The sequence below is a fragment of the Curtobacterium sp. MCSS17_016 genome, from assembly GCF_003234255.2.
Classification (GTDB): domain Bacteria; phylum Actinomycetota; class Actinomycetes; order Actinomycetales; family Microbacteriaceae; genus Curtobacterium; species Curtobacterium flaccumfaciens.
Genome location: NZ_CP126254.1, coordinates 1851074 through 1876540 on the forward strand (window position 1 = coordinate 1851074; position 25467 = coordinate 1876540).

Sequence of the window (25467 nt, forward strand, 5' to 3'; positions counted from 1 at the left end):
TGGTCACCATGGAGACGAGCACCGACGACCACCCGGATCGCTGGATCGCGACCGGCAACGAGCACGACGTGCTCACCTGGGTCGCCGACCGCTCCGCGGCCATCGAGCGGCACCTCGTCCCGGTGGCCGCGGTCGGCCGGACCGCGACGGGGCATCTCGTGGTCGACCTCGACCGGCCGACCGGCACACCGCTCGTGGCGGCGCTCGACCGGCTCGGCACCCCGACCATCGGCGTCGCGGTGACCCTGACGGTCCCGCTCCTGGAGCTCCTGGTGGCGGTGCACGACGGCGCGGTCCTGCTCGGTGCTGCCGGCATCGACGACGTGCTGGTGGACGACTCCGGTGCCGTCGTGCTCTGCGACCGCCCGACGAACGCGGCGAGCCCGGCGAGTCCGACGAACCCGACGAACCCGACGAACCAAACCAACGCGAGGACCCCGACGCGCACCGCACCCCCGACGCGCACCGTGCACTCGACCGACGCGACCCGGACCCTCGTGCTCGCAGCCCGGACGGTGTGGGACCGCGTCGACCCGGCCGATCCCGCTCAGCAACCGGTGCTCGACGCGCTGCAGGACGCCCTCGACGGTGACGGACCGAGCGCACGAACGGCACTCGACGTCGTGCACGGCACCGCTGCGCCCCGGCCGTTCCGCTGGACCCCTGTGCCGAGCGACCTCGTGTTCGCCGAACCGCCGACACCGGACGGGCAGGACGGACTGCTCGGGCGCCTGCGGGACGTGGTCGAGCACGGTGTCCCACTCGGAGCGGACCGACGGCTCCCGCTCCGCCGCGTGCTCGTGGGGCTCGTCGTCGCCGTCGGGTCGGTGGTCGCCGCCCTGACCCTGCTCGGCGGCGGGTGACGCCGAACCCGCCCGAGAACGGGAACCGGAACGGGAACGGCCCCGGCTCCCACGAGGGGAACCGGGGCCGTCGGCCGTGCTGCTGGGATCAGTACCCGAGGTTCGGGGCGAAGTTGCCCTCTTCGAGACGGTTCTTCACCGCGACGAGGTACCGCGAGGCATCCGCACCGTCGATGATCCGGTGGTCGTACGACAGCGCCAGGTAGACGAACGAGCGGATGGCGATGGCCTCCTGGCCGTCGACCTTCACGACCGCCGGGCGCTTCGTGACGATGCCGGTGCCGAGGATCGCCGACTGCGGCAGGAACACCACGGGGGTGTCGAACAGCGCGCCACGCGAACCGGTGTTGGTCAGCGTGAACGTGCCGCCAGCCAGCTCGTCGGGCTTGAGCTGGTTGTTCCGGGTGCGCTCGGCGAGGTCCGCGATCGACTTCGAGAACTGCGCCAGGTCCAGCGAGGCCGCGTCCTTGATCACCGGGGTCAGCAGGCCGCGCTCGGTGTCCACCGCGATGGAGACGTTCTCGGACTCCGGGTAGACGATCTCGTCACCCTCGACCGTGGAGTTGATCTTCGGGTGGGCCTTCAGCGCCTCGGACGCCGCGAGGGCGAAGAAGGGCATGAAGGAGAGCTTCGAGCCGGTCTTCTCGAGGAACTCCGCCTTGTGGGCGTCGCGGAACTGCGCCACCTTCGTGACGTCGACCTCGACGACGCTCGTGAGCTGTGCGGTCGAGGTCATCGACTGCACGGCACGCTCGGCGACCACCTTGCGCAGGCGGGTCATCTTCTCGCGGGTGCCGCGCAGCGGCGAGACCTCGGCGACGAACGGGCCGGACGCGGCGGCGGGTGCTGCTGCTGCCGAGGCGGCCGGGGCCTTCGCAGCGGCGGCGAGGACGTCCTCCTTGCGGATGCGCCCCCCGACACCGGAGCCGGTGACCGTGGACAGGTCCACACCCTGCTCGTTGGCGAGCTTGCGCACCAGCGGGGTGACGTAGCCCGAGGCTGCGCCGTCCTGCGTGGGGTTCGGCACCGCAGCGGCGGCCGTGGTGCTCGGCGCGGACGCCGGAGCCGGAGCGGCCTGGGCCGGCACGGCTGCCGGCGGAGCGGCTGCGGGCGGCGGGACCGGTGCGGCGGCCGGGACCGGCGCTGCCGCGGGCGGGGCGGACGGTGCCTGCGGGGCGGCGGGCTGCGTCTGTCCGGCGGGGGCCGGCTCGGGCTCGGTGGGCTCGGGCGCGGGGGTCTCGGCCTCCTGCTCCGTGCTCGGAGCGGCCTCGGGCTCCTCGGCGTCGGCAGCGGCGGCGTTCGCGTCGTCGGCGCCGGAGTCGGACGAGTCCGAACCGCCGTCGGACGAGCCGGAGCCGTCACCGATCTTCACGAGTGCGGTGCCGACCTCGACGGTCTCGTCTTCGGGAACGAGGATCTCCTCGACGACGCCGGCGATCGGCGACGGGATCTCGGTGTCGACCTTGTCGGTCGAGACCTCGAGCAGCGGCTCGTCGACCTCGACCCGGTCACCGACGTTCTTCAGCCATCGGGTCACCGTGCCCTCGGTGACGCTCTCGCCGAGCGCCGGGAGGTTGACGGATTCGCTCATCGGGTGGACTCCTCTTCGCGGGGGATTGCAGTGGTTGTTGATGTCATTGTCACAGTGCGGCCGGTGCCGGTCACAGCGCGTGCAGCGGCTTGCCCGCGAGGTGCAGGAACGCCTCGCCGAGGGCTTCGTTCTGGGTCGGGTGACCGTGCACCAGGGGAGCGATGTCCTCCGGGTAGGCCTCCCAGTTCACGGCGAGCTGGGCTTCGCCGATGAGCTCGCCGACGCGGGCACCGATCATGCTGACGCCGACGACGGGGCCGTCCACGACGCGCACGACCTTGACGGAGCCGGAGGTCCCGATGATGTGGCTCTTGCCGTTGCCGGCCAGGTTGTACTCGTACGAGTCGACCTTGTCGGCGCCGTACTGCTCCTCGGCCTTGGCCTGCGAGAGCCCGACCGACGCGACCTCGGGGTCGGAGTAGGTGATCTTCGGGATGTTCTTGTCCTCGATGACCACCGGGTTGAGGCCGGCGATCTCCTCGGCGACGAAGATGCCCTGCTGGAAGCCGCGGTGCGCGAGCTGCAGGCCGGGGACGATGTCGCCGACGGCGTAGACGTTCGGGATGTTCGTGGCGAGACGCTCGTTCGTGGTGACGAACCCGCGGTCCATCGCCACGCCGACCTCGTCGTAGCCGACGTTCTGCGTGACCGGGCCACGGCCGACGGCGACGAGCAGGACGTCACCGTCGAAGGTCTTGCCGTCCTCCAGCGTGACGACGACGCCGTTCTCGTGCTGCTCGACGCCCTGGAACCGGACACCGAGCGAGAACTCGATGCCGCGCTTGCGGAACGCACGCTCGAGCTGCTTCGACATCGACTCGTCCTCGGCGGGGACCAGGTGCGGCAGGCCCTCGACGATGGTGACCTCGGCCCCGAAGGACTTCCAGACGCTGGCGAACTCGACGCCGATGACGCCGCCGCCCAGGATGACGACCTTGTTCGGGACGTAGTCCATGCGGAGCGCGGTCTCGGAGGTGATGACGCGGCCGCCGATCTCGAGCCCGGGCAGCGACTTCGAGTAGGAGCCGGTCGCGAGCACGATGTTCTTGCCGGTGACGGTCTGGTCGCCGACCTGCACGGTGTTCTGCGAGGTCAGACGACCCCAGCCCTCGACCACGGTGATGCCGCGGGCCTTGATCAGGCCCTGCAGGCCCTTGTACTTGGAGTTGATGACGCCCTGCTGGTAGTCGATGACCTTGGGCACGTCGACACCGGCGAACTCCGCGATCACGCCGTACTTCTCGGCGTCACGCGTGCCGTCGGCGATCTCCGCGGCGTGCAGCAGCGCCTTGGTCGGGATGCAGCCGCGGTGCAGGCACGTCCCTCCGAGCTTGTCGCCCTCGATGAGCGCGACGCTCATGCCGAGTTCGGCGGCCCGGAGCGCAGCGGCGTACCCACCACTCCCGCCACCGAGGACAACGACGTCGTAAGTCTGTTCCGTCACCTGGTGCAACTCCCTCGTGCGTGTCGGGCCGATCGGGCCCTACGTGGACACCGCGGGGGGCGGCGTCCGACGGTCGGACCGCGTGGTTCCGGTCCCGTCCCGTGCAGTACCGGTGGGAGGCGCGTCGGTGCGCCGTTCCCACCGGTACCAAACCTACTACTCGGACTGGAGGTCTTCTGCGAGAGCGATGAGCGTCCGGACCATCACACCCGTCGCACCCTTGCCCAACCAGGCGTACCCGCCGCCCTTGTTCTCCGACGGCCCAGCGATGTCGAGGTGCGCCCAGGGGACACCGTCGCCGGCGAAGCGCTCGAGGAACTTGCCCGCGAGCAGCATGCCGCCGGCCGGGTTGCCGACCGTGGCGTTGACGATGTCGGCGACGTCGCTGGACAGCCGGGCCTCGAGCTCCTCGGGCAGTGGCATCGGCCAGATCGGCTCCGCGACGCCCTCGGCGACGGCACGGACCTTCGCGACGAGGTCGTCGCTGCCCATCAGGCCGGTGGTGCGGTCGCCGAGCGCGACGACCTGGGCACCGGTCAGCGTGGCGACGTCGACGAGCGCGTCGGGCTGCTCGAGCGACGCGGCGGCCATCCCGTCGCCGAGCACGAGGCGGCCCTCGGCGTCGGTGTTCGTGACCTCGACCGTGGTGCCGTTCTTCAGCGTCAGGACGTCGCCCGGGCGGGTCGCGGTGCCGGAGGGCATGTTCTCGGCGAGGGCGAGCCACGCGGTCACGCGCACGTTCAGCCCCAGGCGGGCGGCGGCGACGGTCGCGGCGAGCACCGTGGCGGCACCGGTCATGTCGGTCTTCATGCCGAGCATCGACGCCGCGGGCTTGAGCGAGAGGCCGCCCGAGTCGAAGGTGATGCCCTTGCCCACGAGGGCGAGGTGCTTCGTGGCGGAGTCCGGCGCGTACCGGACGACGACCAGGCGCGGGGGACGCGCCGAACCGCGGCCGACACCGAGGATGCCGCCGAAGCCCTGCTCCTCGAGCGCCTGCTCGTCGAGGACCTCGACGGTGAGCGGCAGGTCCGAGGCGAACCCGGTCGCGACGTCGGCGACGTCCTGCGGCCCGAGGTCGCCCGCGGCGGTGTTCACGAGGTCGCGCACGAGCGACGCGGCGTCGGCGACGATCGCGGGGCGCACGGCGGCGTCGGCTGCGACGTCGGCGGGGGCGACGACCTCGATGCGCTGGTCACCGCGGGCCGGGGCCTTGGTGCCGGTGCCCTTGTGCCGGGTGAAGGCGTACGCGCCGAGCGCCGCGCCCTCGAGGGCTGCGTCGACGAGCTCGGCCGAGTCCGTGGGCAGGGCGAGCGTGATCGAGTCGACCCGGGGGAGCTGTCGCACGGCGCTGCCGGCCGTAGCGCGGATCGCCGCGGCGCCCGTGGCGGAGCCGAGGCCGATCAGCGCGACCGACTTCGCACCGACGCCGGTGGCCGGCAGCCGGACGAGCTGGTCCTTCGCGCCGGTGACCCCGATCGCGGCGAGGTCGAGGCCGGCGAGGGCATCGAGCGTGCCGAGGGCGGTGGGAGCGAGCACAGCGGTGCTGTCGGCCTCGCCGGACGAGCCCGGGCGGACCCCGACGACGAGCACGTCGGCGGTGGTGGTCTCGGGGGGTGAACTGGTGGTGGAGAGCGTCGGTCGGACCATGCTCCAACCCTACCGACGGCCTGTTCGCTGTCGGCGTGGTCGTCGCGCACCGGGGACGTCGGAGGCCCCGCCTAGCATGGGGACGGTGAACCACCCCGAGGAGCTCTACACGTTCGACGCGGACGCCCCGACCGTGCCAGCAGGGTTGCACCTGATCGCCGGGCTGACCGGCTTCGCCGATGCCGGATCGGCCGTCGCGCAGGTGACGAACTCGATCCTCGAGGACCTCGACACCGAACTCGTCGCCGAGTTCGACCCGGACGTGCTGCTCGACTGGCGGGCCCGTCGGCCGGTCATCACCTTCGAGCACGACCACATCAGCGCCGTCGAGCCGCCCCGTCTGGCCCTGCACCTGGTGCGCGACGAGATCGGCCAGCCGTTCCTGTTCCTGTCGGGCTACGAGCCGGACTTCCAGTGGAACCGCTTCGTCCGCGCGGTCACCGGGCTCGCCGCCGACCTGCAGGTGGCCGACACCACGTGGGTGCAGTCCATCCCGATGCCGGTCCCGCACACCCGTCCGATCAGCCTGACCGTCTCCGGCACCCGGGCCGACCTCGTCGAGCAGATGAGCGTCTGGAAGCCCGAGACCCAGGCGCCGGCGAACGTCCTGCACCTGGTCGAGCACCGCCTCGCCGAGACGGGTGCCCAGGTCACCGGGCTCGTGCTGCTCGTGCCGCACTACCTGTCCGACACCGAGTTCCCCGACGCCGCCGTCGCAGCGCTGTCCGGCATCGCCGCCGCGACCGGGCTCATCTTCCCGACCGACGCCCTGCGGGAGTCGGGTCGCGAGTTCCTCACCCGCGTCGAGGAGCAGGTGGCCGGGAACCCCGAGCTGCAGCGGCTGGTCTCGGTGCTCGAGGAACGGCACGACACGTACATGGAGGGCAACCCCGTCGCGTCGCCGCTCACCGGCGTCGACGGCGAGGTGCCGACCGCCGACGCGATCGCGGCCGAGCTCGAACGTTTCCTCGCCGACCGGCGCACCCAGGGCGACGCGACCGACTGACCGTCGCGGGATCCGGACGTCCCGACAGGGCGGCCTGGAGGCCCGTGGCGGCCCCGCACCGCGCCTCCAGGCCGTCCTCCGGTCGCCCGCACGACGTGACGCGCGTCGACGACGCTCGTCGCGCATCGACGCGGGGACGCGTCGGTAGCCTGGTCCGGTGAACTCCCGTCGTGCCTTCCTGATCTGGGGCGTCGCGGTCCTCGCGTACGTCCTCGCCGTGGTGCAGCGGTCCTCGCTCGGGGTGTCCGGCGTCGACGCGCAGGACCGGTTCGCCGTCTCCGCCGCGGTCCTGTCCACCCTCGCCGTGGTGCAGATCGCCGTCTACGCGGGACTGCAGATCCCGGTGGGGATCGCCCTCGACCGCGTGGGCCCGCGCCGGTTGGTGCTCCTCGGCGCCGCGCTGCTGGTCGTCGGACAGGCGATCGTCGCCGTGTCCCCGTCGATCGGGCCGGCCATCGCGGGGCGGGTGCTCGTCGGTGCCGGTGACGCCATGACCTTCATCTCGGTGATCCGCCTGGTGCCGATGTGGTTCAGCGGCCGGATCCTGCCGCAGATCTCGCAGTGGACGGGCAACCTCGGGCAGATCGGCCAGATCCTGTCGGCGTTCCCGTTCGCCGTGCTCCTGCACACAGTCGGCTGGACCCCGGCGTTCGGCGTCGCGGCCGCGGCCAGCGCTGTCGGTCTCGTGCTCGCCGCGGTCTTCGTGCGGAACGGTCCCGTGCCGGTGCGGACGGACACCATCCCGCTGCCGCACTCGTGGGGTGCCGCGTTCAGCACCTTCGGGCACGCGCTCCGGCGCCCGGGCACGCAGCTCGGGTTCTGGTCGCACTACGTCACCCAGTCGTCGGGCACGGTGTTCTCGTTGCTGTGGGGCGTGCCGATGCTCCGGGGGCTCGGGTACTCCCCGGGTGAGGCTGCCGGGTTCCTCACGATCATCGTGGTCGTCGGGTTCGTCGCCGGTCCGGTGCTCGGCGTGCTCTGCGCGCGGTTCCCGATGCGCCGGTCGAACCTGGTGCTCGGCGTGGTCGTCCTGCTCGCGGTGCTCTGGACGGCGATCCTGCTCTGGCCCGGGCACCCGCCGACGTGGTTGCTCGTGCTGCTCGTCGTCGCGATGGGGATCGGTGGGCCCGGTTCCCTGATCGGCTTCGACTTCGCCCGGACCTTCAACCCGGTCGGATCGCTCGGCTCGGCGAACGGCGTGGTGAACGTCGGCGGGTTCCTGGCGGCCTTCGTGATGATGTACCTGATCGGCGTCGTCCTCGACGTCGCTGCGCGGGCTTCGGGCACCGAGGTGTTCGCCTGGGAGAACTTCCGGATCGCCCTCACGGTGCAGTACGTCGTGGTCGGTTTCGGCGTCGGGATGCTCCTGCACGCCCGCCGTCGGACCCGCCGCGTGCTGCACTCGGAAGAGGGAATACGCGTCGGGCCACTCTGGGTTGCACTCGTTGCACGCCTGCGGAAGCGGCACGTGCAATAATGATCACGGACCCGTTCGGGACCCCTGTCTGTCGGAGCACTTCGGAGCGCCGGTGAACTCGGGGGACTTGACATGGGTCCTAGTGCTGCCCGGAACGGTAGGACTCGTACGACGCGGGGGACTGCGGCGCGGGACCTGGGCGGCGAGGGAGGCCACGACCCCACGAACGTGGCACGACGAGAGAGGTGATCGCATGGCTGCCCGGAGCACGACGATCGATCCCACGAAGGACACCGAGCCCGAGGGCGCTGTGGCAGAGGACGCCACGGACACCGAGGGCACCGCAGCGCCGAAGAAGCGCGCCACGAAGGCCCCCGCCAAGAAGGCGCCCGCCAAGAAGGCGGCGCCCAAGGCGAAGAAGACCGACGCCGTCGACGAGGCGATCGCCTCCGACGAGCCCGTCGAGGAGCCGACCGACGAGGCCGACGACACCGACGACAAGACGGCCAAGCCGGACGCCGCTGCCGCGGTCGCCGCCGGTGCGCTCGTCATCTCGCAGACCGACGACGACGAGGCGCCGGTCTACTCGACGACCATCACGGGTGCCACCGCCGACCCGGTGAAGGACTACCTCAAGCAGATCGGCAAGGTCGCCCTGCTCAACGCCGAGCAGGAGGTCGAGCTCGCGATGCGCATCGAGGCCGGCCTGTTCGCCGAGGACAAGCTGCAGCACGCGACGGGGCTCTCCAAGCCCGCCGAGCGTGAACTGCGCTGGGTCGCCCGTGACGGTCAGCGTGCGAAGTCGCACCTGCTCGGTGCGAACCTCCGCCTGGTCGTCTCGCTCGCGAAGCGCTACACCGGTCGTGGCATGCAGTTCCTGGACCTCATCCAGGAGGGCAACCTGGGCCTGATCCGTGCGGTCGAGAAGTTCGACTACACCAAGGGCTTCAAGTTCTCGACCTACGCGACGTGGTGGATCCGTCAGGCCATCACCCGCGCCATGGCCGACCAGGCCCGCACCATCCGCATCCCGGTGCACATGGTCGAGGTCATCAACAAGCTCGCCCGCGTCCAGCGGCAGATGCTGCAGGACCTCGGTCGCGAACCCACTCCGGAAGAGCTCGCCCGCGAGCTCGACATGACCCCGGAGAAGGTCGTCGAGGTCCAGAAGTACGGCCGCGAGCCGATCTCGCTGCACACGCCCCTGGGCGAGGACGGCGACTCGGAGTTCGGTGACCTCATCGAGGACACCGAGGCGGTCGTGCCGGCCGACGCGGTGGGCTTCACGATGCTGCAGAAGCAGCTCGAGAGCCTGCTCGACTCCCTGTCCGAGCGCGAGGCGGGCGTGATCCGCATGCGCTTCGGCCTCGGTGACGGCCAGCCGAAGACCCTCGACCAGATCGGTGACACGTTCGGCGTGACGCGTGAGCGCATCCGTCAGATCGAGTCCAAGACGATGGCGAAGCTCCGCCACCCGTCGCGGTCGCAGTCGCTGCGCGACTACCTCGAGTAAGCCGGCATGCGCTTCTTCATCCCGATCCTGATCGGGCGGATCCTCCGTGCCCTCGCTCGTGCGAGGGGCGGCGGGTCCGCCTACCCGGGGTTCATCGTCCTGAAGCTCGTGCCGGACTTCCTGCAGCACGTGACGAAGCAGTTCCCGAACGGCGTCGTCTTCGTGCTCGGGTCGAACGGCAAGTCGACGACGACGCACATGATCTCCGACATCGTCCGGGCGCACGGACTCCGGGTCTTCACGAACCCGTCCGGCGCGAACCTGCCGCAGGGCATCGCGTCGGCCCTGCTGTCCGAGGTCTCGCTGACCGGTCGCCTGAAGGCAGACATCGGCATCCTCGAGGTCGACGAGGCCTTCGCGGTCGAGCTCGCCGGGATCCTGTCGCCCTCGACGGTGACGATGCTCAACGTGCAGGTCGACCAGCTGTACCGGTTCTTCGAGACCGAGCGCGTGGCGACGATGATGCTCGACACCGCCGCACTGTCGACGGCGAACGTCATCACCAACCACGACGACCAGTTCCTCGACGGCTACTCCGGTACCCCCGGGCAGCGTGTCCTGCGGTTCGGTGCGAGCGACGAGGTCATCGCCGCAGCGCCGAACGGTCTGCAGAACGCCGACTCGTTCGACGCCGGTGACCGTGCCCAGCACACCGCCGACGCCGAGGTCGTGGCCCACACGGGCGACGGCGCGACGATCCGTTTCGACGGCGCCGAGATCCCGGTCCGGCTGCCCGCACGCGGCCTGCACTACGCGGTCGACGCCGCTGCTGCCACCGCCACGGCGAGTGCGGCCCTCGGCGCGCAGTTCCGCGCGGACGCCGTGACCAAGGCCTTCGGCACGATGAAGCCCGCGTACGGCCGCGGCGAGCGACTGCCCATCGCGGGCGAGTCCGCCGAGTTCACGATGTTCAAGAACGCCGCGAGCCTCCAGCTCAACCTCGACGCCCTGCCGGACCAGCCCGAGCAGGTCCTCATGGCGATCGACGAGGGCACGCCCGACATCTCCTGGATCTACGACATCGACTTCTCGAAGCTCGACCACGTGGACGTCGTCTCCGGTGACAAGGCGTGGCAGATCGCGATCGCGCTCGAGCACGCCGGTGTCCGCATCGGCCGGGTCGAGCCCGACGTCGAAGCGGCCATCAAGCACATGGAGCAGCTCGGCTCGACGACCCGCGGGACGAAGAACTTCATCGTCAACTACGAGATCATGATGATCGCCCGCAAGGCCCTGGGCCACCCGGACATGGAGAAGACCGCATGACGGCCGATCGGCTGACCATCCTGCACGTCTACCCCCGGCAGATGGGCGTCTCGGGCGACCGTGGCAACGTCGCGGCGCTGGTCCGACGTGCGGCCGCCGCGGACATCGAGACCCAGGTCCTCGAGTACGCGCCCGGTGACGACCTGCCGACCTCGGCGGACGTCGTCGTCATCGGCAACGGTCCGCTCAGCGCGATGCGTTCCCTGGGCGACGACGTCACCCGCATCGGCGGCGCGCTCCGTGCGTTCGCGACCGATGGTGTGCCGGTCATCGCGGTCGGCGGTGGGTTCGACCTGGCGACGAACGAGGTCGTGCCGACCGAGGGTGCGCCGGTCGCCGGCTTCGGCGTGTTCGACGCCCGGGCCGTCCGCGGTGCCGAGCGCCGCGTGAACTACTTCGTCCTCGAGACCCGGTACCCGCTGCTCCCCGGAGCACCGAAGCGTCTCGCCGGCTTCGAGGACCACGCCACCACGATCGAACTCGCGGCCGGGGTCAGCCCGTTCGCCGACGTCGTGTCCGGTGGTGGCAACCAGGCGGGAGCCCCGGTCGAGGGTGCGATCGTCGGCACGTCGTTCGGCACGCACACGCAGGGCCCGATCCTGCCGCTCAACCCGCAGCTGACCGATGGTGTCCTCGCCGCGGCCACCGCACGGCTGGGCCGGGAGTACGCGCCGGACGCGGAGCAGACGGCGACCATCGACCGCTACGCACATGAAGCGCGCGCCACGGTCGACCGCTACGTCGACAAGGCGTTCAAGCGCATCGCCTGACGCACGAAGAAGAAGGCCGGGTCCCGAGGGGGGCCCGGCCTTCGTCGTCTCCGCGCGTTCTGAACCAGGCTGCAGACAGACAGGAGGCGCGGTGCCAACTGGCACCGCGCCTCCTGTCCGTGTGTCGGTCGCGACTACTTCGACTCGTAGAGTCGGCTGCTCTCGTCGTGCCACTCGATGGCGGTCGCCGCGAGCTTGTCCTTGAACTCGGCGCCGTGGTGGGCGCAGAAGTAGAGCTCGCCGCTCGACATCGTGGCTCGGATGTAGGCCTGCGCCCCGCAGCTGTCGCAACGGTCGGCGGCGGTCAGCTGGTGGTTGCTGACTTCGTCGATGGAGGGGTCCTGCACGGTCTGGGTCATTGCTGTGCTCCTCACGGATCGCAGGTGGTGCCGGGTGGTTGCACCATTTCAACACGTGATGCCTGAGAGCGACGCATTGTCGGGGCCTGTTTCGCTCAGCGCGGATCGCTTGGCCCCAGTGCGAGTGTCCACACGGTGCTGTCGGTGCCGCTCGGTAAACTCCGACGGTGAGCTCCGACTACTCCGCACGCCATCTCTCCGTCCTCGAAGGGCTCGAGGCGGTCCGGAAGCGGCCGGGCATGTACATCGGCTCGACGGACTCCCGGGGCCTCATGCACTGCCTGTGGGAGATCATCGACAACTCGGTCGACGAAGCCCTCGCGGGGCACGGTGACGAGATCGGTGTCGTGCTGCACGCCGACGGTTCGGTCGAGGTCCGGGACACCGCCCGGGGCATCCCCGTCGACGTCGAACCGAAGACCGGCCTCACCGGCGTCGAGGTCGTGTTCACCAAGCTGCACGCCGGCGGCAAGTTCGGCTCGGGGTCCTACGCGGCCTCGGGCGGGTTGCACGGTGTCGGCGCCTCGGTCGTGAACGCGCTGTCGGAGCGCCTCGACGTCGAGGTCGACCGGGGCGGCAAGACCTACGCCATGTCGTTCCACCGCGGCGAGCCGGGCATCTTCGACGACAGCAAGGGCATCGGGCCGGACGCCCCGTTCGCGCCCTTCACCTCGGGCAGCGAACTGCGTGTGGTGGGCAAGGTCAAGAAGGGTGTCACCGGCTCCCGGATCCGGTACTGGGCGGACCGCCAGATCTTCACCGCCGACGCCCGGTTCAGCACCGATGACCTGGTCACCCGTGCACGCCAGACCGCGTTCCTCGTGCCCGGGCTCGGCATCACCATCACCGACGAGCGCGCGGCGTCGATCGAGGCTGCTGCTGCCCGGGCCGAGGCGACGGGCACCACCGTGGCCGCCGGGCCGGTGGTCGAGCGCTTCCGGTACGAGGGCGGGATCGGTGAGTTCGTCGAGCACCTCGCCGTCGACAGCCCCCTCACCGACGTCTGGCGCGTGCAGGGGACCGGTACCTTCACCGAGACCGTGCCGATGCTCGACGACAAGGGCCACATGGTCTCGACCTCGGTCGAGCGCGAGTGCGAGGTCGACCTGGCGCTCCGCTGGGGCAGTGGCTACGAGACCGTGTTCCGCAGCTTCGTCAACATCATCGCGACGCCGAAGGGCGGCACCCACCAGGCCGGGTTCGAGTCGGGCGTCGTCAAGGCCGTCCGTGCCCAGGTCGAGGCGAACGCCCGCAAGCTCAAGGTCGGGCAGGACAAGCTCGACAAGGACGACGTCCTCGCCGGCATGACCGCCGTGCTGACCGTGCGCCTGCCCGAGCCGCAGTTCGAGGGACAGACGAAGGAGATCCTCGGCACCCCGGCGGTCCGCAAGATCGTCGACCAGGTCGTGTCGAAGCGCATCACCGAGATCCTCACCTCGACGCAGCGCACCGAGAAGGCACAGTCGGCCGCCCTGCTCGAGAAGGTCGTGTCCGAGATGAAGACCCGCATCTCGGCGCGGGCACACAAGGAGACGCAGCGCCGCAAGAACGCGCTCGAGAACTCCTCGCTGCCGACGAAGCTCGCCGACTGCCGCTCGCAGGAGACCGAGGGCACCGAGCTCTTCATCGTCGAGGGCGACTCGGCGCTGGGCACCGCGAAGCTCGCCCGCAACAGCGAGTACCAGGCGCTGCTGCCGATCCGCGGCAAGATCCTCAACGTGCAGAAGGCGTCCGTGTCGGACATGCTCTCGAACGTCGAGTGCGCGTCGATCATCCAGGTCATCGGCGCCGGTTCGGGCCGCACGTTCGACATCGACCAGGCCCGCTACGGCAAGATCATCATCATGTCGGACGCCGACGTTGACGGCGCCCACATCCGCACGCTGCTGCTGACGCTGTTCTTCCGCTACATGCGGCCGATGATCGAACAGGGCCGGGTCTTCGCCGCCGTGCCGCCGCTGCACCGGGTCGTCGTGGTGAACCGCGGCAAGCCGAACGACACGCTCTACACGTACTCCGAACAGGAGCTGCAGACGGTGCTGAAGAAGCTCGAGAAGACGGGCAAGAAGTACCAGGAGCCGATCCAGCGGTACAAGGGCCTCGGCGAGATGGACGCCGACCAGCTCGCGGAGACCACGATGGACCGCGCGCACCGCACCCTGCGCCGGGTGAACGTGACCCATGCCGAGGGCGCCGCGAAGGTCTTCGAGCTGCTCATGGGCAACGACGTCGCGCCGCGCAAGGAGTTCATCCTGGCCGGCGAGGGCCTGGACCGCGACCGCATCGACGCGTAGCGCGTCGCGGAAGCGACACCGCTCGGCCGACGCGCACGGTCCATGGCGCAAGAGCGACAGAACCCCGCCGAACGTCGGCGGGGTTCTGTCGCTTCCGCGATGCCGGACGGGAGGCCCGTGGCGGGGCCGCCCCGCGCCTCCAGGCCGGTGCGCCCTGCGTTCTCACGCGCTGGGCGACACCTCACGCATCCCCACGGGCGTGAGGTGTCGCCAGGCGCGAAACCAGTGCGCGCCTACGCCTCGCCGGCGGTGCCGTCGAGCGTCGCGGCGCTGCCGCCGATCGAGCCGATGACCGCCTCGAGCGGGGCACCCGACCCGTCACGCTTCGACAGCCAGTCGGGCAGGGTCCGTGCGGCGCCGTCCGTGCCGACGGCGTGCGGCGGCGCGATGCCGGCCCAGCCCACGGTGAGCCCGTCCTCGCCCTTCAGGAACGCGTGCGCCCGGACACCCTGGGTGGCGCGGCCCTTCGCCGGGAACTCCGACAGGGCGGAGACCTTGGCGCGGCCGGCGTCGGTGCCGGGCAGTGCGGTCGAGGTGGTGGACACCGTGGCGACCACGGCGTCGTCGGAGCGGGCGACCGAGCCGAACCAGATCACCGAGGCGCCGTCGGCCAGGGCCATGCCGGCCACGCCACCCGCGGGCAGCCCCTGCGCCCGGACGACGGACGCCGGGAACCGCAGCAGCTGCGCGTTCGAGCTGACGAACACGAGGTCGTCGGACTCCGGGGCCTGGGCAGCGCCGACCACCTGGTCGCCGGGCTTCAGGCCGATGGCGACGAACTCGGGCTTGTCCGGCCAGGCGCCGGGCACGACGCGCTTGACGACCCCGTGCGCGGTGCCGATCGCCAGCGAGTCCGACGACGCGCCGGACAGGTCGACGATCGCCACGACCGTCTCGCCCTTGGTGAGCGCCAGGAAGTCGGTGACCCGGACACCGGCGTCGAGTCGGACCGCGGCGGGCGGCACGGCGGGGACGTCGACGGGGGAGAGCCGGAGGACCCGACCGGTCGTGGTGATCGCGCCGATCTGCCCCCGCACCGTGCTCACCACGGCGGAGCGGACGGCGTCGTGCTTCGAGCGCTTCGGCACGCGGACGATGCCGAGCTCCGACGTCGGGATGTCGACGCGGATGAGCCGTCCGGTGGTGGAGAGCAGCACGCGGCAGGGCGAGTCGGCGATCTGCAGGGACTCCGGGTCGACCGCGGCCTTCCGACCGCCCTTCACCGGGGCGTCGGCCTCGGTGAGCAGCGTGCGCCGCGGGGTCGCGAACTTGTCGGACACCTCGGTGAGCTCGAGGGCGACCTGTGCGCGGAGCCGTTCGTCGGACGCCAGGAGTTCTTCGAGGGCGGCGATGTCGGCGAGCAGCTGGTCGCGCTCGGCCTCGAGCTCCATCCGTGAGAACTTCGTCAGGCGGCGCAGGCGCAGCTCGAGGATGTACTCGGCCTGCACCTCGGACAGGTCGAAGACGTCGCGCAGGCGGTTGCGCGCCGCCTCGGAGTCGTCGGAGGTGCGGATGACCTGGATGACCTCGTCGATGTCGAGGATCGCGATGAGCAGGCCCTCGACCAGGTGCAGCCGTTCCTTGCGTCGTGCCAGCCGGTACTGGGACCGGCGGGTGACGACGTCGAGGCGGTGCTGCACGTAGACGTCGAGCAGCTCGCGGAGCCCGAGGGTGCGCGGTGACCCGCCGACCAGCGCGACGTTGTTGATGCCGAAGCCGTCCTCGAGCGGGGTGTGCTTGTAGAGCTGCTCGAGCACGGCGGTGGGGTTGAAGCCGCTCTTGATGCCGATGACGAGCCGGAGCCCGTGGTTGCGGTCGGTCAGGTCGTTGACGTCCGAGATGCCGACGAGCTTCTTGGACTGGACGCCGTCCTTGATCTTCTCGATGACGCGTTCGGGGCCGACCAGGTACGGCAGCTCGGTGACGACGAGTCCCACCTTGCGCGGGGTGAGGTTCTCGACGCTCACCTTGGCGCGGGTGCGGAACGAACCACGGCCGGTGGCGTAGGCGTCGCGGACCCCGGAGAGCCCGACGATCGTGCCGCCGGACGGCAGGTCGGGGCCGGGGACGAACTCCATGAGCTCTTCGAGGCTGGCCTGCGGGTTCATGAGCAGGTGCTTCGCGGCCTCGACGACTTCGCCGAGGTTGTGCGGCGCCATGTTGGTGGCCATGCCGACCGCGATGCCGGAGGCGCCGTTGACCAGCAGGTTCGGGAACGCCGCCGGCAGCACGCCCGGCTGCATGATCTGGTTGTCGTAGTTCGGGACGAAGTCGACGACGTCCTCGCCCAGACCCTCGGTCATCGCCATCGACGGTTCGGCGAGCCTGGCCTCGGTGTACCGGGCGGCAGCGGGGCCGTCGTCGAGCGAGCCGAAGTTGCCGTGACCGTCGACGAGCGGCACGCGCATCGTGAACGGCTGGGCCATGCGGACCAGCGCGTCGTAGATCGCGCCGTCGCCGTGCGGGTGCAGCTTGCCCATCACCTCGCCGGTGACGCGGGCGCTCTTGACGTGTCCGCGGTCGGGCCGCAGCCCCATCTCGGCCATCTGGTACAGGATGCGACGCTGCACCGGCTTCAGGCCGTCGCGGGCGTCGGGCAGTGCCCGCGAGTAGATGACGGAGTACGCGTACTCGAGGAAGGAGCCCTGCATCTCCTCGGAGACGTCGACGTCCTCGATGCGCTCACCGTCGGGCAGGCCGACTACGTCCGTGCGTGCCATGGCACCTTTCTGGAGAACCGGAGTCGTCTGGGAGACTCGTGGGATGGGAACAAGCGTACCGACGGCCCCCGACGCCGTCGCGAACCTCGCCGACGTCTTCCCGAGTTGCCTCGTGGCGCTCGGCGCTGCGGACGACGCGTGGTTGCGGAACGACGGCCTGGAGGCCCGGATCGCCCTCCGCCCCGCCCGCTCGGCGATCGTCGTGCTGGTCGACGGCCTCGGTTCCGCCGCGCTGGCGGCGCGCGCCGGGCACGCCCGCTGGTTGACCGGCGCGAAGGGCACCGGCACCGCGAAGAAGCTCCGGAGCGGGTTCCCGACGACGACCGCGGCGGCGCTGAGCACCCTGACCACGGGCCGCTCGCCCGGCAGCCACGGCGTCGTCGGGTACAGCGGCTGGAACCCGGACACCGGTGCCGTGATGAACCTGCTGGGCGGCTGGGACACCGAGGTGCCCGCCGACTGGTTCCTGACGCAGACCCTGTTCACCCGGGCCGCGGAGCTCGGGCTCGACCCGGTCGTCGTCGGGCCGGACCGGTACCGCTCGTCCGGGATGACCGCGAACGTGCTCGGCGGCGCCCGGTACGTGTCCGCGGACACCATCCCGCAGCGTGTCGACGCCGCACTGGCCGAGACCGCCACCGGCCGCTCGCTCGTCTACCTGTACGTGCCGGAGCTCGACTCCATCGGGCACAAGTACGGCTGGCAGTCCGACCGGTGGACGGCCGCCCTCGAGCTGCTCGACGGGGAACTCGCCCGCCTCGATGCCCGGACCGCTGAGGACGTGGGGGTCCTGGTGACTGCGGACCACGGTGTGCTCGACGTGCCGGACCACGCGAACATCGCCATCGACCCGCTGCTGCTCACTGACGTCATCGGCGTCGCGGGTGACCCGCGCTGCCGGCAGCTCACCGTCGCACCCGGCACGGACGTCCGGGCCCTGGTCGGTGCGTTCCGCGCGCGGTACGGCAAGAAGGCGTCCGTCGCCAGTCGTGCCGAGGCGATCGAGGCCGGGTGGTTCGGGCAGGTGTCCGACCAGGTGGTGCCGCGCATCGGCGACGTGCTCGTCGTGGCGCGCGGCTCGTGGGCGTTCAACGACGACCGTGCCCTGCGCGAGGACGAGACGCCGAAGCGCATGATCGGCCAGCACGGGGCGATGACCGACGAGGAGACGATCGTGCCGCTCCGGCTCGCCGGCGCGTTCGCCCACTGAGGGCGCCAGCGCCGACGGGCGACGTGCGGATCAGGCGGGGTCGTCGTCCGGGCGGGTGCCGAAGACGATCTCGTCCCAGCTCGGCATCGAGCGGCGGTTGCGCTTCTTGCGTTCGCCACGGCTCTCGGGCTCGGGCGCCGACGCCGGACGGGCATCGGTCGACTGCGGCGCGGTGTCGTGCGCGCCGCCGTCCTCGAAGCCCTGCAGCGGGATGTCGACGACGCTGATGGACGTGCCGCGGGCGGACTCGTCGCGCTGTTCGCCGAAGGACGCTGCTTCGCGCTCACCGCGGCGACGGCGGAGCGCCTCGAGCAGGTCGGCGGTCTCGTTGCCGGGAGCACGCTCTTCCACGGCGGCCTGGCCGATGCGGGGCAGCGGTGCACGGAGCGGTGCGTGCTGCGACGGCTCGGGCTCGGCGGCCGGCTGCTCCGGCTCGTCGACGCGGAAGGCGCCGGAGTCGAAGCGGGTGCCGTCGTCGTCCTGCTGCTCGAACTCGACCGCACGCAGACGCGGGGCGATGCCCTCGTCGTCGGTGTGCGACAGCCGGTGCGCGTCGCCGTTGTCCGGCACGAGGGTCGAGGTCTTGGGGTCGAAGTGCCACTGGGCGTCGTGCTCGACCTCGCCAGCGGTGTAGCGGACGCGGACCTGCCAGCCGCTCTCCGGGTGCTTCCAGGAGCCCCAGGTGATCGCGGTGGCCTCGCCGGCCTCGAGCTTCGCGGTGATCGCGGGGCCGAAGGTGTCGGGGGCCTCGTCGTCGACCGGAGTGACCGGCACACGGTGCGAGGCGTCGAGGATGAAGGCACGCTCGGCGAGGACCGGGCCCTCGAAGCGGCGGACGTACTCGACGTCGACGTCGAGCGCGGCGGCCACGTCGGCGGCGTCGGCGCCACCACGGATGCGCGCCTGGACGTCCTTGGGGGAGACCCGCTTCTGCGGACCGGCGTCGGGGTTCGCCTGGCGCACCTGGCCTGCCAGCGACGACGTGACGGGCAACCGGAACTCGGTGCCGCCGTCGGTCGCCAGGAGGAGTGCGCCGGACTCGACTCCGATGACTCTCACGTCTTGCATGGTTCCGCCTTCCCAGCGTCGCGTACGGTCCTGCTGTCGTACCCCGTGAGTATGCAGGGACGACGGGTCGTTTCCGGGGAGGCGCACGGGCGTGCCGCGGACATCCGCACGGCCGATCCCGGACGCGCGCCGCTCCGGCAACGGGTGTCGGGAATGTCCGGTTCCGGTCAAGGGTTGCACAGCCAGCACGACCCGCCGCAGCACTCGGTTTGCGCTCTGGCGGGGCGTGGTGCAAACTGTCGCCGCCGATCACCCGGCGACGACCTCTCGATACGAGAAATGGATGGGCATGGCCACCGATTACGACGCCCCCCGGAAGACCGACGACAACTCTGACTCGGAGTCGATCGAGGCCCTCAAGGAGCGCGTTCCCGACAAGATGTCGGGGGTCGTCGACGATGATTCCGACAACCCCGGCAGCTTCGAACTCGCCGGGCAGGACCTCAGCGACGTCGACCTCGACGTCGTGGTGCTGCCCCCGCAGGTCGATGAGTTCACCTGCGTCGAGTGCTTCCTCGTGAAGCACCGTTCCCAGCTCGACCACGAGTCGAAGCTCGGACCGGTCTGCGCGGAGTGCGCTTCGCTCTAGCGAGCACAGCCGCGTCGCTCTCGACGCAACGATCAGCGAAGGCCCCCCATCCTCCAGGGATGCGGGGCCTTCGTCGTGTGCTGCGGGGCGGGGCCGAGCCGCGCCTCCAGGCCGTGGGCCGTGGCCCGTGGGTCGCGGTCCGTCAGGACCGCAGCGCCTCGACGACCTTGCCCGGGTGCCGGACGCTGACCAGCCAGTAGGGCGTCGGGTCCGCGTCGTCGCGCACCTCGACCTTGACGACCCCGCGGACGTAGCCGCGGAAGAGGGTCCAGGCGCGGGCGTCGAGTGCCGGCCCGCGCTGCTCGGTGGCCGCTGCGCCCTCGAACGCCTCGGTCGTGCCGACGAGCGTGCGGGGGAGGTGGGCCTTGCCCGCGCGGAACTCGGTGTCGGTGACCTCGATGGTGGGTGCGAGTGCCCACAGGAGGACCAGGACCCCGAGCTCCATCCCGATCGCCACGAGGACGCCGGCCAGGACGCTGATGGGGAGGAAGACGAGCAGGGTGGCGGGGATGACGAGCGCCGTCGCCAGGTAGAGGGCGGGCGGGGCCCAGAGTCGTTCGCGGTACAGGGTCACGGGTCCATTCGATCACGAGCGAGCGAGGTCACGGAACGGTCACGGCTGCACTACCCTCGTCACGTGACCGAACCAGTCGACGTCCTCTGGACCGGGGAGCACGCTCCCGGCCACGCCCACCCCGGCGACGCGGGTGCCGATCTCGTCTCCACCGAGGCCTTCGTGCTGCATCCGGGGGAGCGACACCTGGCCGCAACGGGCCTGCGCATCGCGCTGCCCGAGGGGTACGCCGCGTTCGTGGTCCCGCGGAGCGGCCTGGCGGCGAAGCACGGCATCACGATCGTGAACAGCCCCGGCACCGTCGACTCCGGCTACCGCGGGGAGATCAAGGTCGCCCTGCTCAACACCGACCAGACGGAACCGTACGAGGTGCACGTCGGCGACCGCATCGCCCAGTTGATCGTGATGCCGGTGCCGCAGGTGACCTACACCCGGGTCGACGACCTGCCGGACAGCGTCCGCGGACAGGGCGGGTTCGGCTCGTCGGGCTACGGTGACCGGAGCGACGCCGTGACCGGTGCCGCCGCAGACGCTCAGGAAGGAACGCGCGCATGAAGTTCGGCCGACGCAAGCGGGACGAGGTCGAGGTGGCGGACGCCGTCGCCGACGACATCGAGGTCGCGGACACGTCCCCCGAGGTCGACATCGCGACGGATGCCGACGCGGACCTCGACGAGGTCGACGCGGTCGCCCCGACGGACAAGTCCGCTCCGGAGGACCGGGCCGAGAACGGCCCCCACGACGAGACCGAGGCGAACCTGGTCCGCCCCTACGTCGACCTGGGCGGGGTGAAGGTGCTCCCGCGCGAGGGCCTGCACCTGCGCCTCGAGGTCGAGGAGGGCTCGCAGCGCGTCGTCGCGGTCGGGCTCGACTACGACGAGTCCACGCTGCAGGTCCAGCCGTTCGCGGCACCCCGGTCCACCGGCCTGTGGCACGAGATCCGCGCCCAGATCGCCGAGCAGATCGAGCGCCAGGGCGGTGTCGTGACCGAGGTCGACGGCCCGTTCGGCCCCGAGCTCCGCGCGTCCGTCCCGGTCGCCGTGGACGGCGACGGCGGCACCGCGGGCTCCCGTCCGGCCCGTTTCGTCGGCGTCGACGGCCCGCGCTGGTTCCTGCGCGGCGTGATCGCCGGCAAGGCCGCCGAGCAGCCCGACGACGCGAGCGAGATCGAGGAGCTGTTCCGCAGCGTCGTCGTCGTGCGCGGCACGACGCCGATGCCGCCGCGCGACCTCATCCCGCTGCACATGCCCAAGTCGACGCAGACCGCGATCTGACCGACTGACGACCAACCCCGCCTGGAGGCACGGTGCCGGACCACGACGACACCCCACGACCCGAGACGGCTGGCTCCGACCCCGTTGCACCGGCTGCTGAGTCATCGGTGGCGTCGGCGGCTGAGCCCTCGGTGGCGCCTTCGTTCTCCGCGCAGTTCCGTGACGCCGTGCAGAACGCCGGGATCGCCCGCGTGGCACCCGGTGAGGCACCGTCCGGCCGGGCGCTGCTCGGCGCGGTCGGCGGGGTGCGTGGGCTCGCCGAGTCGGTGCTGCCCGGGTTCGCGTTCCTGGTCGTCTACGCGATCACGAAGGAGCTCGTGCCGAGCGTCGTGATCCCGGTGGCGGTCGGCCTGGTGTTCGTGGTGCTCCGGCTGCTGCAGCGGCAGTCGGTGACGATGTCGTTCGCGGGCATCCTCGGCGTCGCGGTCTCGGCCGGCCTGGCGCTCATCACCGGCCGCGCGGAGAGCAACTTCATCCCCGGGATCATCATCAACGCGGTCTGGCTCGTCGGACTGCTGATCACGCTGGCGATCCGCTGGCCGCTCATCGGACTCGTCGTCGGCTTCCTGCTGCCCGCGAACGAGGACGGCTCGCACGTCGACTGGCGCGCCGACCCGGTCAAGCGCCGCGTGCTGACGGTCGCCACCTGGATCTGGGTCGGGCTGTTCGCGGTCCGGCTCGCGGTGGAGGTCCCGCTGTACCTGACGGCGCAGGTCGAACTGCTCGCCGGGCTGAAGCTCATCCTCGGCGTGCCGCTGTACGCGGCGGTGCTCTGGGTGACCTGGCTGCTGGTCCGCACCGTGTTCGTCCGACGCGACGACGTCGCCCCGGTGTAGAGTTCTCTCGACATCAAGATAGTTCTCGCAGGGCGCGCACGCGTCCTCGGGATTAGGTTTGCCTTGCTGGTGGGACGGTCCACGGCCCGCGAGGATGAGGGCAAACCGATCAGTAGGGAGGCGGCACGGTGGCTGCAGTCAATAGCTTCGGCTCGAAGGACACACTGTCGGTTGGGGGTGTCGACTACGCGATCCACCGGATCGACTCGGTTCCCGGGCACGAGAAGTTGCCCTACAGCCTGAAGGTGCTGCTCGAGAACCTCCTCCGCACCGAGGACGGCAAGAACGTCACCGAGGGGCAGATCCGGGCGCTCGGCTCCTGGCGGCCCGACGCGGAACCCGACACCGAGATCCAGTTCTCGCCGGCACGCGTCGTCATGCAGGACTTCACGGGTGTGCCGTGCATCGTCGACCTCGCCACCATGCGCGAGGCCATGGCGGACATCGGCGGCGACCCGAACAAGATCAACCCGCTGTCCCCGGCCGAGATGGTCATCGACCACTCCGTCATCGCCGACCTGTTCGGCAGCACGGACGCCCTGCAGCGCAACACGGACCTGGAGTACGAGCGGAACGGTGAGCGCTACCAGTTCCTCCGCTGGGGCCAGACCGCGTTCGAGGACTTCAAGGTCGTCCCGCCCGGCACCGGCATCGTCCACCAGGTGAACATCGAGTACCTGGCGAAGGTCACCTACACGCGTGACTTCGACGGCGAGACCTACGCGTACCCGGACACCCTGGTCGGCACCGACTCGCACACCACGATGGTGAACGGCCTCGGCGTGCTCGGCTGGGGCGTCGGCGGCATCGAGGCCGAGGCCGCGATGCTCGGCCAGCCCGTGTCGATGCTCATCCCGAAGGTCGTCGGCTTCAAGCTCTCCGGTGAGATCCCGGCCGGCGTGACCGCGACCGACGTGGTGCTCACCATCACGCAGGAGCTCCGCAAGCACGGCGTCGTCGGCAAGTTCGTCGAGTTCTACGGCGAGGGCGTCGGCGCCGTCCCGCTCGCCAACCGCGCCACCATCGGCAACATGTCGCCCGAGTTCGGTTCGACGGCGGCGATCTTCCCGGTCGACGACGTCACGCTGGACTACCTGCGGCTGACCGGTCGCGACGAGGCGCAGATCGCCCTGGTCGAGGCGTACTCCAAGGCCCAGGGCCTGTGGCACGACGCGTCGGTCGAGCCGAACTACTCCGAGTACATGGAGCTCGACCTCTCCACGGTCGTGCCCTCCATCTCCGGCCCGAAGCGTCCGCAGGACCGCATCGAGCTCACGAACGCGAAGACCCAGTTCGAGCTCGACCTGAACAACTACACGACGCCGTCCGAGCAGACCGACCTCGACGACGCGGTCGAGGAGACGTTCCCGGCCTCCGACCCGATCGCCGCCGGTTCGACCAACGAGGACACTGCGCTGCACGAGCACGTGCACGTGTCGAGCGCACCGTCGACCGCCTCGGCGCCGACGAAGGTCGCGATGGACGGGGCCGACCCGTTCACGATCGACCACGGTGCCGTCGCGATCGCCGCCATCACGTCGTGCACGAACACGTCGAACCCGTCGGTCATGATGGCCGCCGGCATCCTCGCCCGGAACGCCGCGAAGAAGGGCCTCACCGCGAAGCCCTGGGTGAAGACCACCCTCGCACCCGGGTCGAAGGTCGTCACCGACTACTACGAGAAGGCCGGTCTCACCACCTACCTCGAGCAGCTCGGCTTCTACACGGTCGGCTACGGCTGCACCACCTGCATCGGCAACTCGGGCCCGCTGCCCGAGGAGATCTCGCAGGCCGTGCAGGACAACGACCTCGCCGTCACCGCGGTGCTCTCGGGCAACCGCAACTTCGAGGGCCGGATCAACCCCGACGTCAAGATGAACTACCTGGCGTCCCCGCCGCTGGTCATCGCCTACGCCCTCGCCGGGTCGATGCACTTCGACTTCGACAAGGACGCCCTCGGCACCGACAAGGACGGCAACGACGTCTACCTGACCGACATCTGGCCCGACGCGGCCGAGGTGCAGCAGGTCATCGACGAGTCGATCGACACCGAGATGTTCACCCACGAGTACGGCTCCGTGTTCGAGGGCGACGACCGCTGGAAGAACCTGCCGACCCCGACCGGCGACACCTTCGAGTGGGACCAGGAGTCGACCTACGTCCGGAAGCCCCCGTACTTCGAGGGCATGACGATGCAGCCCGACGCCGTGTCGGACATCTCCGGTGCCCGGGTGCTCGCGAAGCTCGGCGACTCGGTCACGACCGACCACATCTCGCCGGCCGGTTCGATCAAGGCCGACAGCCCCGCCGGCCAGTACCTCGCCGAGCACGGCGTCGACCGCAAGGACTTCAACTCCTACGGCTCGCGTCGCGGCAACCACGAGGTCATGATCCGTGGCACGTTCGCGAACATCCGTCTGCGCAACCAGCTGCTCGACGGCGTGGAGGGCGGGTACACCCGTGACTTCACGACGCCGGACGGTGCGCAGTCGTTCATCTACGACGCCTCGCAGCACTACCAGGAGCAGGGCATCCCGCTCGTCATCTTCGGTGGCAAGGAGTACGGCTCCGGCTCGTCCCGTGACTGGGCTGCCAAGGGCACGAACCTGCTCGGTGTCCGCGCGGTCATCACCGAGAGCTTCGAGCGGATCCACCGCTCGAACCTCATCGGCATGGGCGTCGTCCCGCTGCAGTTCCCGGCGGGCGAGACGGTCGAGTCCCTCGGGCTCGACGGCACCGAGATGGTCTCGATCTCCGGGCTGACCGAGCTGAACGAGGGCCGCACCCCGAAGACGGTGCACGTCACCGCGACGCCGAGCGAGCACTCGCCGGCCGGCAAGCAGCCGATCGAGTTCGACGCGGTCGTCCGCATCGACACCCCCGGCGAGGCCGACTACTACCGCAACGGCGGCATCCTGCAGTACGTGCTCCGCTCGCTCGTCTGAGCGTCGTGCGCACGGGTCGCTGACGCGACCGACGACCGGCCTGGAGGCGCGGTGCCAGCTGGCACCGCGCCTCCCGTCCGT

Annotated in this window: 20 protein-coding genes; 13 read left to right on the top strand and 7 right to left on the bottom strand. The window is 70.6% G+C overall.

Translation table 11 applies throughout. The annotated features are described in order from the left end of the window. The first annotated feature begins 8 nt into the window (after window positions 1-8). Complete coding sequence (locus tag DEJ19_RS08785; RefSeq protein ID WP_146248271.1) at window positions 9-863, top strand: hypothetical protein; 855 nt, start codon at window positions 9-11, stop codon at window positions 861-863. An 88-nt stretch (window positions 864-951) separates the two neighbouring features. Here DEJ19_RS08785 and sucB read toward each other — a convergent pair whose 3' ends face one another. From sucB to DEJ19_RS08800, 3 genes are all read right to left on the bottom strand, one after another. Further along, a complete protein-coding gene (gene sucB, locus DEJ19_RS08790; RefSeq protein WP_071403959.1) occupies window positions 952-2454 on the bottom strand; it encodes a 2-oxoglutarate dehydrogenase, E2 component, dihydrolipoamide succinyltransferase in 1503 nt (500 codons plus the stop codon). A gap of 70 nt (window positions 2455-2524) precedes the next feature. Continuing rightward, on the bottom strand, window positions 2525-3898 hold the full coding sequence (gene lpdA, locus DEJ19_RS08795; protein WP_027465458.1) for a dihydrolipoyl dehydrogenase: 1374 nt from the start codon (window positions 3896-3898) through the stop codon (window positions 2525-2527). 156 nt (window positions 3899-4054) lie between these two features. Next, the gene (locus DEJ19_RS08800) at window positions 4055-5545 is read right to left on the bottom strand and encodes a leucyl aminopeptidase (protein WP_111232803.1); all 1491 of its coding nucleotides are present in this window, start codon (window positions 5543-5545) and stop codon (window positions 4055-4057) included. A gap of 76 nt (window positions 5546-5621) precedes the next feature. Here DEJ19_RS08800 and DEJ19_RS08805 point away from each other — a divergent pair, with 76 nt between their 5' ends. From DEJ19_RS08805 to DEJ19_RS08825, 5 genes are all read left to right on the top strand, one after another. After that, entirely contained in the window at window positions 5622-6551 is a 930-nt protein-coding gene (locus DEJ19_RS08805; RefSeq protein WP_027465460.1) for a proteasome assembly chaperone family protein, read from the top strand. A 157-nt stretch (window positions 6552-6708) separates the two neighbouring features. After that, a complete protein-coding gene (locus tag DEJ19_RS08810; RefSeq protein WP_071403956.1) occupies window positions 6709-8028 on the top strand; it encodes an MFS transporter in 1320 nt (439 codons plus the stop codon). Window positions 8029-8221: 193 nt separating this feature from the next. Next, the gene (locus tag DEJ19_RS08815; protein WP_027465462.1) at window positions 8222-9481 is read left to right on the top strand and encodes an RNA polymerase sigma factor; all 1260 of its coding nucleotides are present in this window, start codon (window positions 8222-8224) and stop codon (window positions 9479-9481) included. Window positions 9482-9487: 6 nt separating this feature from the next. Beyond that, the gene (locus DEJ19_RS08820; RefSeq protein WP_017886091.1) at window positions 9488-10747 is read left to right on the top strand and encodes a MurT ligase domain-containing protein; all 1260 of its coding nucleotides are present in this window, start codon (window positions 9488-9490) and stop codon (window positions 10745-10747) included. Continuing rightward, a complete protein-coding gene (locus DEJ19_RS08825; protein WP_111232802.1) occupies window positions 10744-11517 on the top strand; it encodes a type 1 glutamine amidotransferase in 774 nt (257 codons plus the stop codon). Before DEJ19_RS08820 ends, DEJ19_RS08825 begins: the two co-directional genes overlap by 4 nt. A 134-nt stretch (window positions 11518-11651) precedes the next feature. Here the strand turns inward: DEJ19_RS08825 and DEJ19_RS08830 are convergent, their stop codons facing one another. Next, the gene (locus DEJ19_RS08830; RefSeq protein ID WP_017886093.1) at window positions 11652-11876 is read right to left on the bottom strand and encodes a DUF7455 domain-containing protein; all 225 of its coding nucleotides are present in this window, start codon (window positions 11874-11876) and stop codon (window positions 11652-11654) included. A 167-nt stretch (window positions 11877-12043) separates the two neighbouring features. On the opposite strand from DEJ19_RS08830, the gene DEJ19_RS08835 reads away from it, so the two are divergent. Continuing rightward, entirely contained in the window at window positions 12044-14170 is a 2127-nt protein-coding gene (locus DEJ19_RS08835) for a DNA gyrase/topoisomerase IV subunit B (protein WP_071403953.1), read from the top strand. Window positions 14171-14403: 233 nt separating this feature from the next. Here the strand turns inward: DEJ19_RS08835 and DEJ19_RS08840 are convergent, their stop codons facing one another. Continuing rightward, window positions 14404-16890 (bottom strand): DNA gyrase/topoisomerase IV subunit A, encoded by a 2487-nt coding sequence (locus DEJ19_RS08840; RefSeq protein WP_111232824.1) that lies wholly within the window; start codon window positions 16888-16890, stop codon window positions 14404-14406. A gap of 43 nt (window positions 16891-16933) precedes the next feature. Between DEJ19_RS08840 and DEJ19_RS08845 the strand changes: the two genes are divergently transcribed. Continuing rightward, window positions 16934-18100, top strand: a complete 1167-nt coding sequence (locus DEJ19_RS08845; protein ID WP_181441481.1) for an alkaline phosphatase family protein — start codon at window positions 16934-16936, stop codon at window positions 18098-18100. 30 nt (window positions 18101-18130) lie between these two features. Here the strand turns inward: DEJ19_RS08845 and sepH are convergent, their stop codons facing one another. Further along, entirely contained in the window at window positions 18131-19159 is a 1029-nt protein-coding gene (sepH, locus tag DEJ19_RS08850) for a septation protein SepH (RefSeq protein ID WP_163343679.1), read from the bottom strand. Between the two features lie 298 nt (window positions 19160-19457). On the opposite strand from sepH, the gene DEJ19_RS08855 reads away from it, so the two are divergent. Next, window positions 19458-19757, top strand: a complete 300-nt coding sequence (locus DEJ19_RS08855) for a DUF4193 domain-containing protein (RefSeq protein ID WP_017886098.1) — start codon at window positions 19458-19460, stop codon at window positions 19755-19757. A 142-nt stretch (window positions 19758-19899) separates the two neighbouring features. On the opposite strand, the gene DEJ19_RS08860 is transcribed toward DEJ19_RS08855, so the two are convergent. Continuing rightward, window positions 19900-20331, bottom strand: coding sequence for a DUF3093 domain-containing protein (locus DEJ19_RS08860; RefSeq protein WP_110859581.1), 432 nt, complete (start codon window positions 20329-20331; stop codon window positions 19900-19902). 63 nt (window positions 20332-20394) lie between these two features. Here DEJ19_RS08860 and dut point away from each other — a divergent pair, with 63 nt between their 5' ends. From dut to acnA, 4 genes are all read left to right on the top strand, one after another. Further along, window positions 20395-20886 (top strand): dUTP diphosphatase, encoded by a 492-nt coding sequence (gene dut, locus DEJ19_RS08865; RefSeq protein WP_111093906.1) that lies wholly within the window; start codon window positions 20395-20397, stop codon window positions 20884-20886. Continuing rightward, window positions 20883-21605 (top strand): DUF3710 domain-containing protein, encoded by a 723-nt coding sequence (locus DEJ19_RS08870; RefSeq protein WP_027465470.1) that lies wholly within the window; start codon window positions 20883-20885, stop codon window positions 21603-21605. The genes dut and DEJ19_RS08870 overlap by 4 nt, the downstream gene beginning before the upstream one ends. Before the next feature lie 131 nt (window positions 21606-21736). Further along, window positions 21737-22441, top strand: coding sequence for a DUF3159 domain-containing protein (locus DEJ19_RS08875; protein ID WP_258370579.1), 705 nt, complete (start codon window positions 21737-21739; stop codon window positions 22439-22441). Between the two features lie 128 nt (window positions 22442-22569). Beyond that, the gene (gene acnA, locus DEJ19_RS08880) at window positions 22570-25386 is read left to right on the top strand and encodes an aconitate hydratase AcnA (RefSeq protein WP_111232800.1); all 2817 of its coding nucleotides are present in this window, start codon (window positions 22570-22572) and stop codon (window positions 25384-25386) included. The last annotated feature ends 81 nt before the right edge of the window (window positions 25387-25467 follow it).

Excerpts from the sequence above, each read along its gene's own strand:
- DEJ19_RS08785 (WP_146248271.1), top strand. The coding sequence starts at position 9 with ATGGAGACGAGCACCGACGACCACCCGGATCGCTGGATCGCGACCGGC.
- sucB (WP_071403959.1), bottom strand. The coding sequence starts at position 2,454 with ATGAGCGAATCCGTCAACCTCCCGGCGCTCGGCGAGAGCGTCACCGAG.
- DEJ19_RS08800 (WP_111232803.1), bottom strand. The coding sequence starts at position 5,545 with ATGGTCCGACCGACGCTCTCCACCACCAGTTCACCCCCCGAGACCACC.
- DEJ19_RS08805 (WP_027465460.1), top strand. The coding sequence starts at position 5,622 with ATGGGGACGGTGAACCACCCCGAGGAGCTCTACACGTTCGACGCGGAC.
- DEJ19_RS08815 (WP_027465462.1), top strand. The coding sequence starts at position 8,222 with ATGGCTGCCCGGAGCACGACGATCGATCCCACGAAGGACACCGAGCCC.
- DEJ19_RS08820 (WP_017886091.1), top strand. The coding sequence starts at position 9,488 with ATGCGCTTCTTCATCCCGATCCTGATCGGGCGGATCCTCCGTGCCCTC.
- DEJ19_RS08825 (WP_111232802.1), top strand. The coding sequence starts at position 10,744 with ATGACGGCCGATCGGCTGACCATCCTGCACGTCTACCCCCGGCAGATG.
- DEJ19_RS08830 (WP_017886093.1), bottom strand. The coding sequence starts at position 11,876 with ATGACCCAGACCGTGCAGGACCCCTCCATCGACGAAGTCAGCAACCAC.
- DEJ19_RS08840 (WP_111232824.1), bottom strand. The coding sequence starts at position 16,890 with ATGGCACGCACGGACGTAGTCGGCCTGCCCGACGGTGAGCGCATCGAG.
- DEJ19_RS08845 (WP_181441481.1), top strand. The coding sequence starts at position 16,934 with ATGGGAACAAGCGTACCGACGGCCCCCGACGCCGTCGCGAACCTCGCC.
- DEJ19_RS08855 (WP_017886098.1), top strand. The coding sequence starts at position 19,458 with ATGGCCACCGATTACGACGCCCCCCGGAAGACCGACGACAACTCTGAC.
- DEJ19_RS08870 (WP_027465470.1), top strand. The coding sequence starts at position 20,883 with ATGAAGTTCGGCCGACGCAAGCGGGACGAGGTCGAGGTGGCGGACGCC.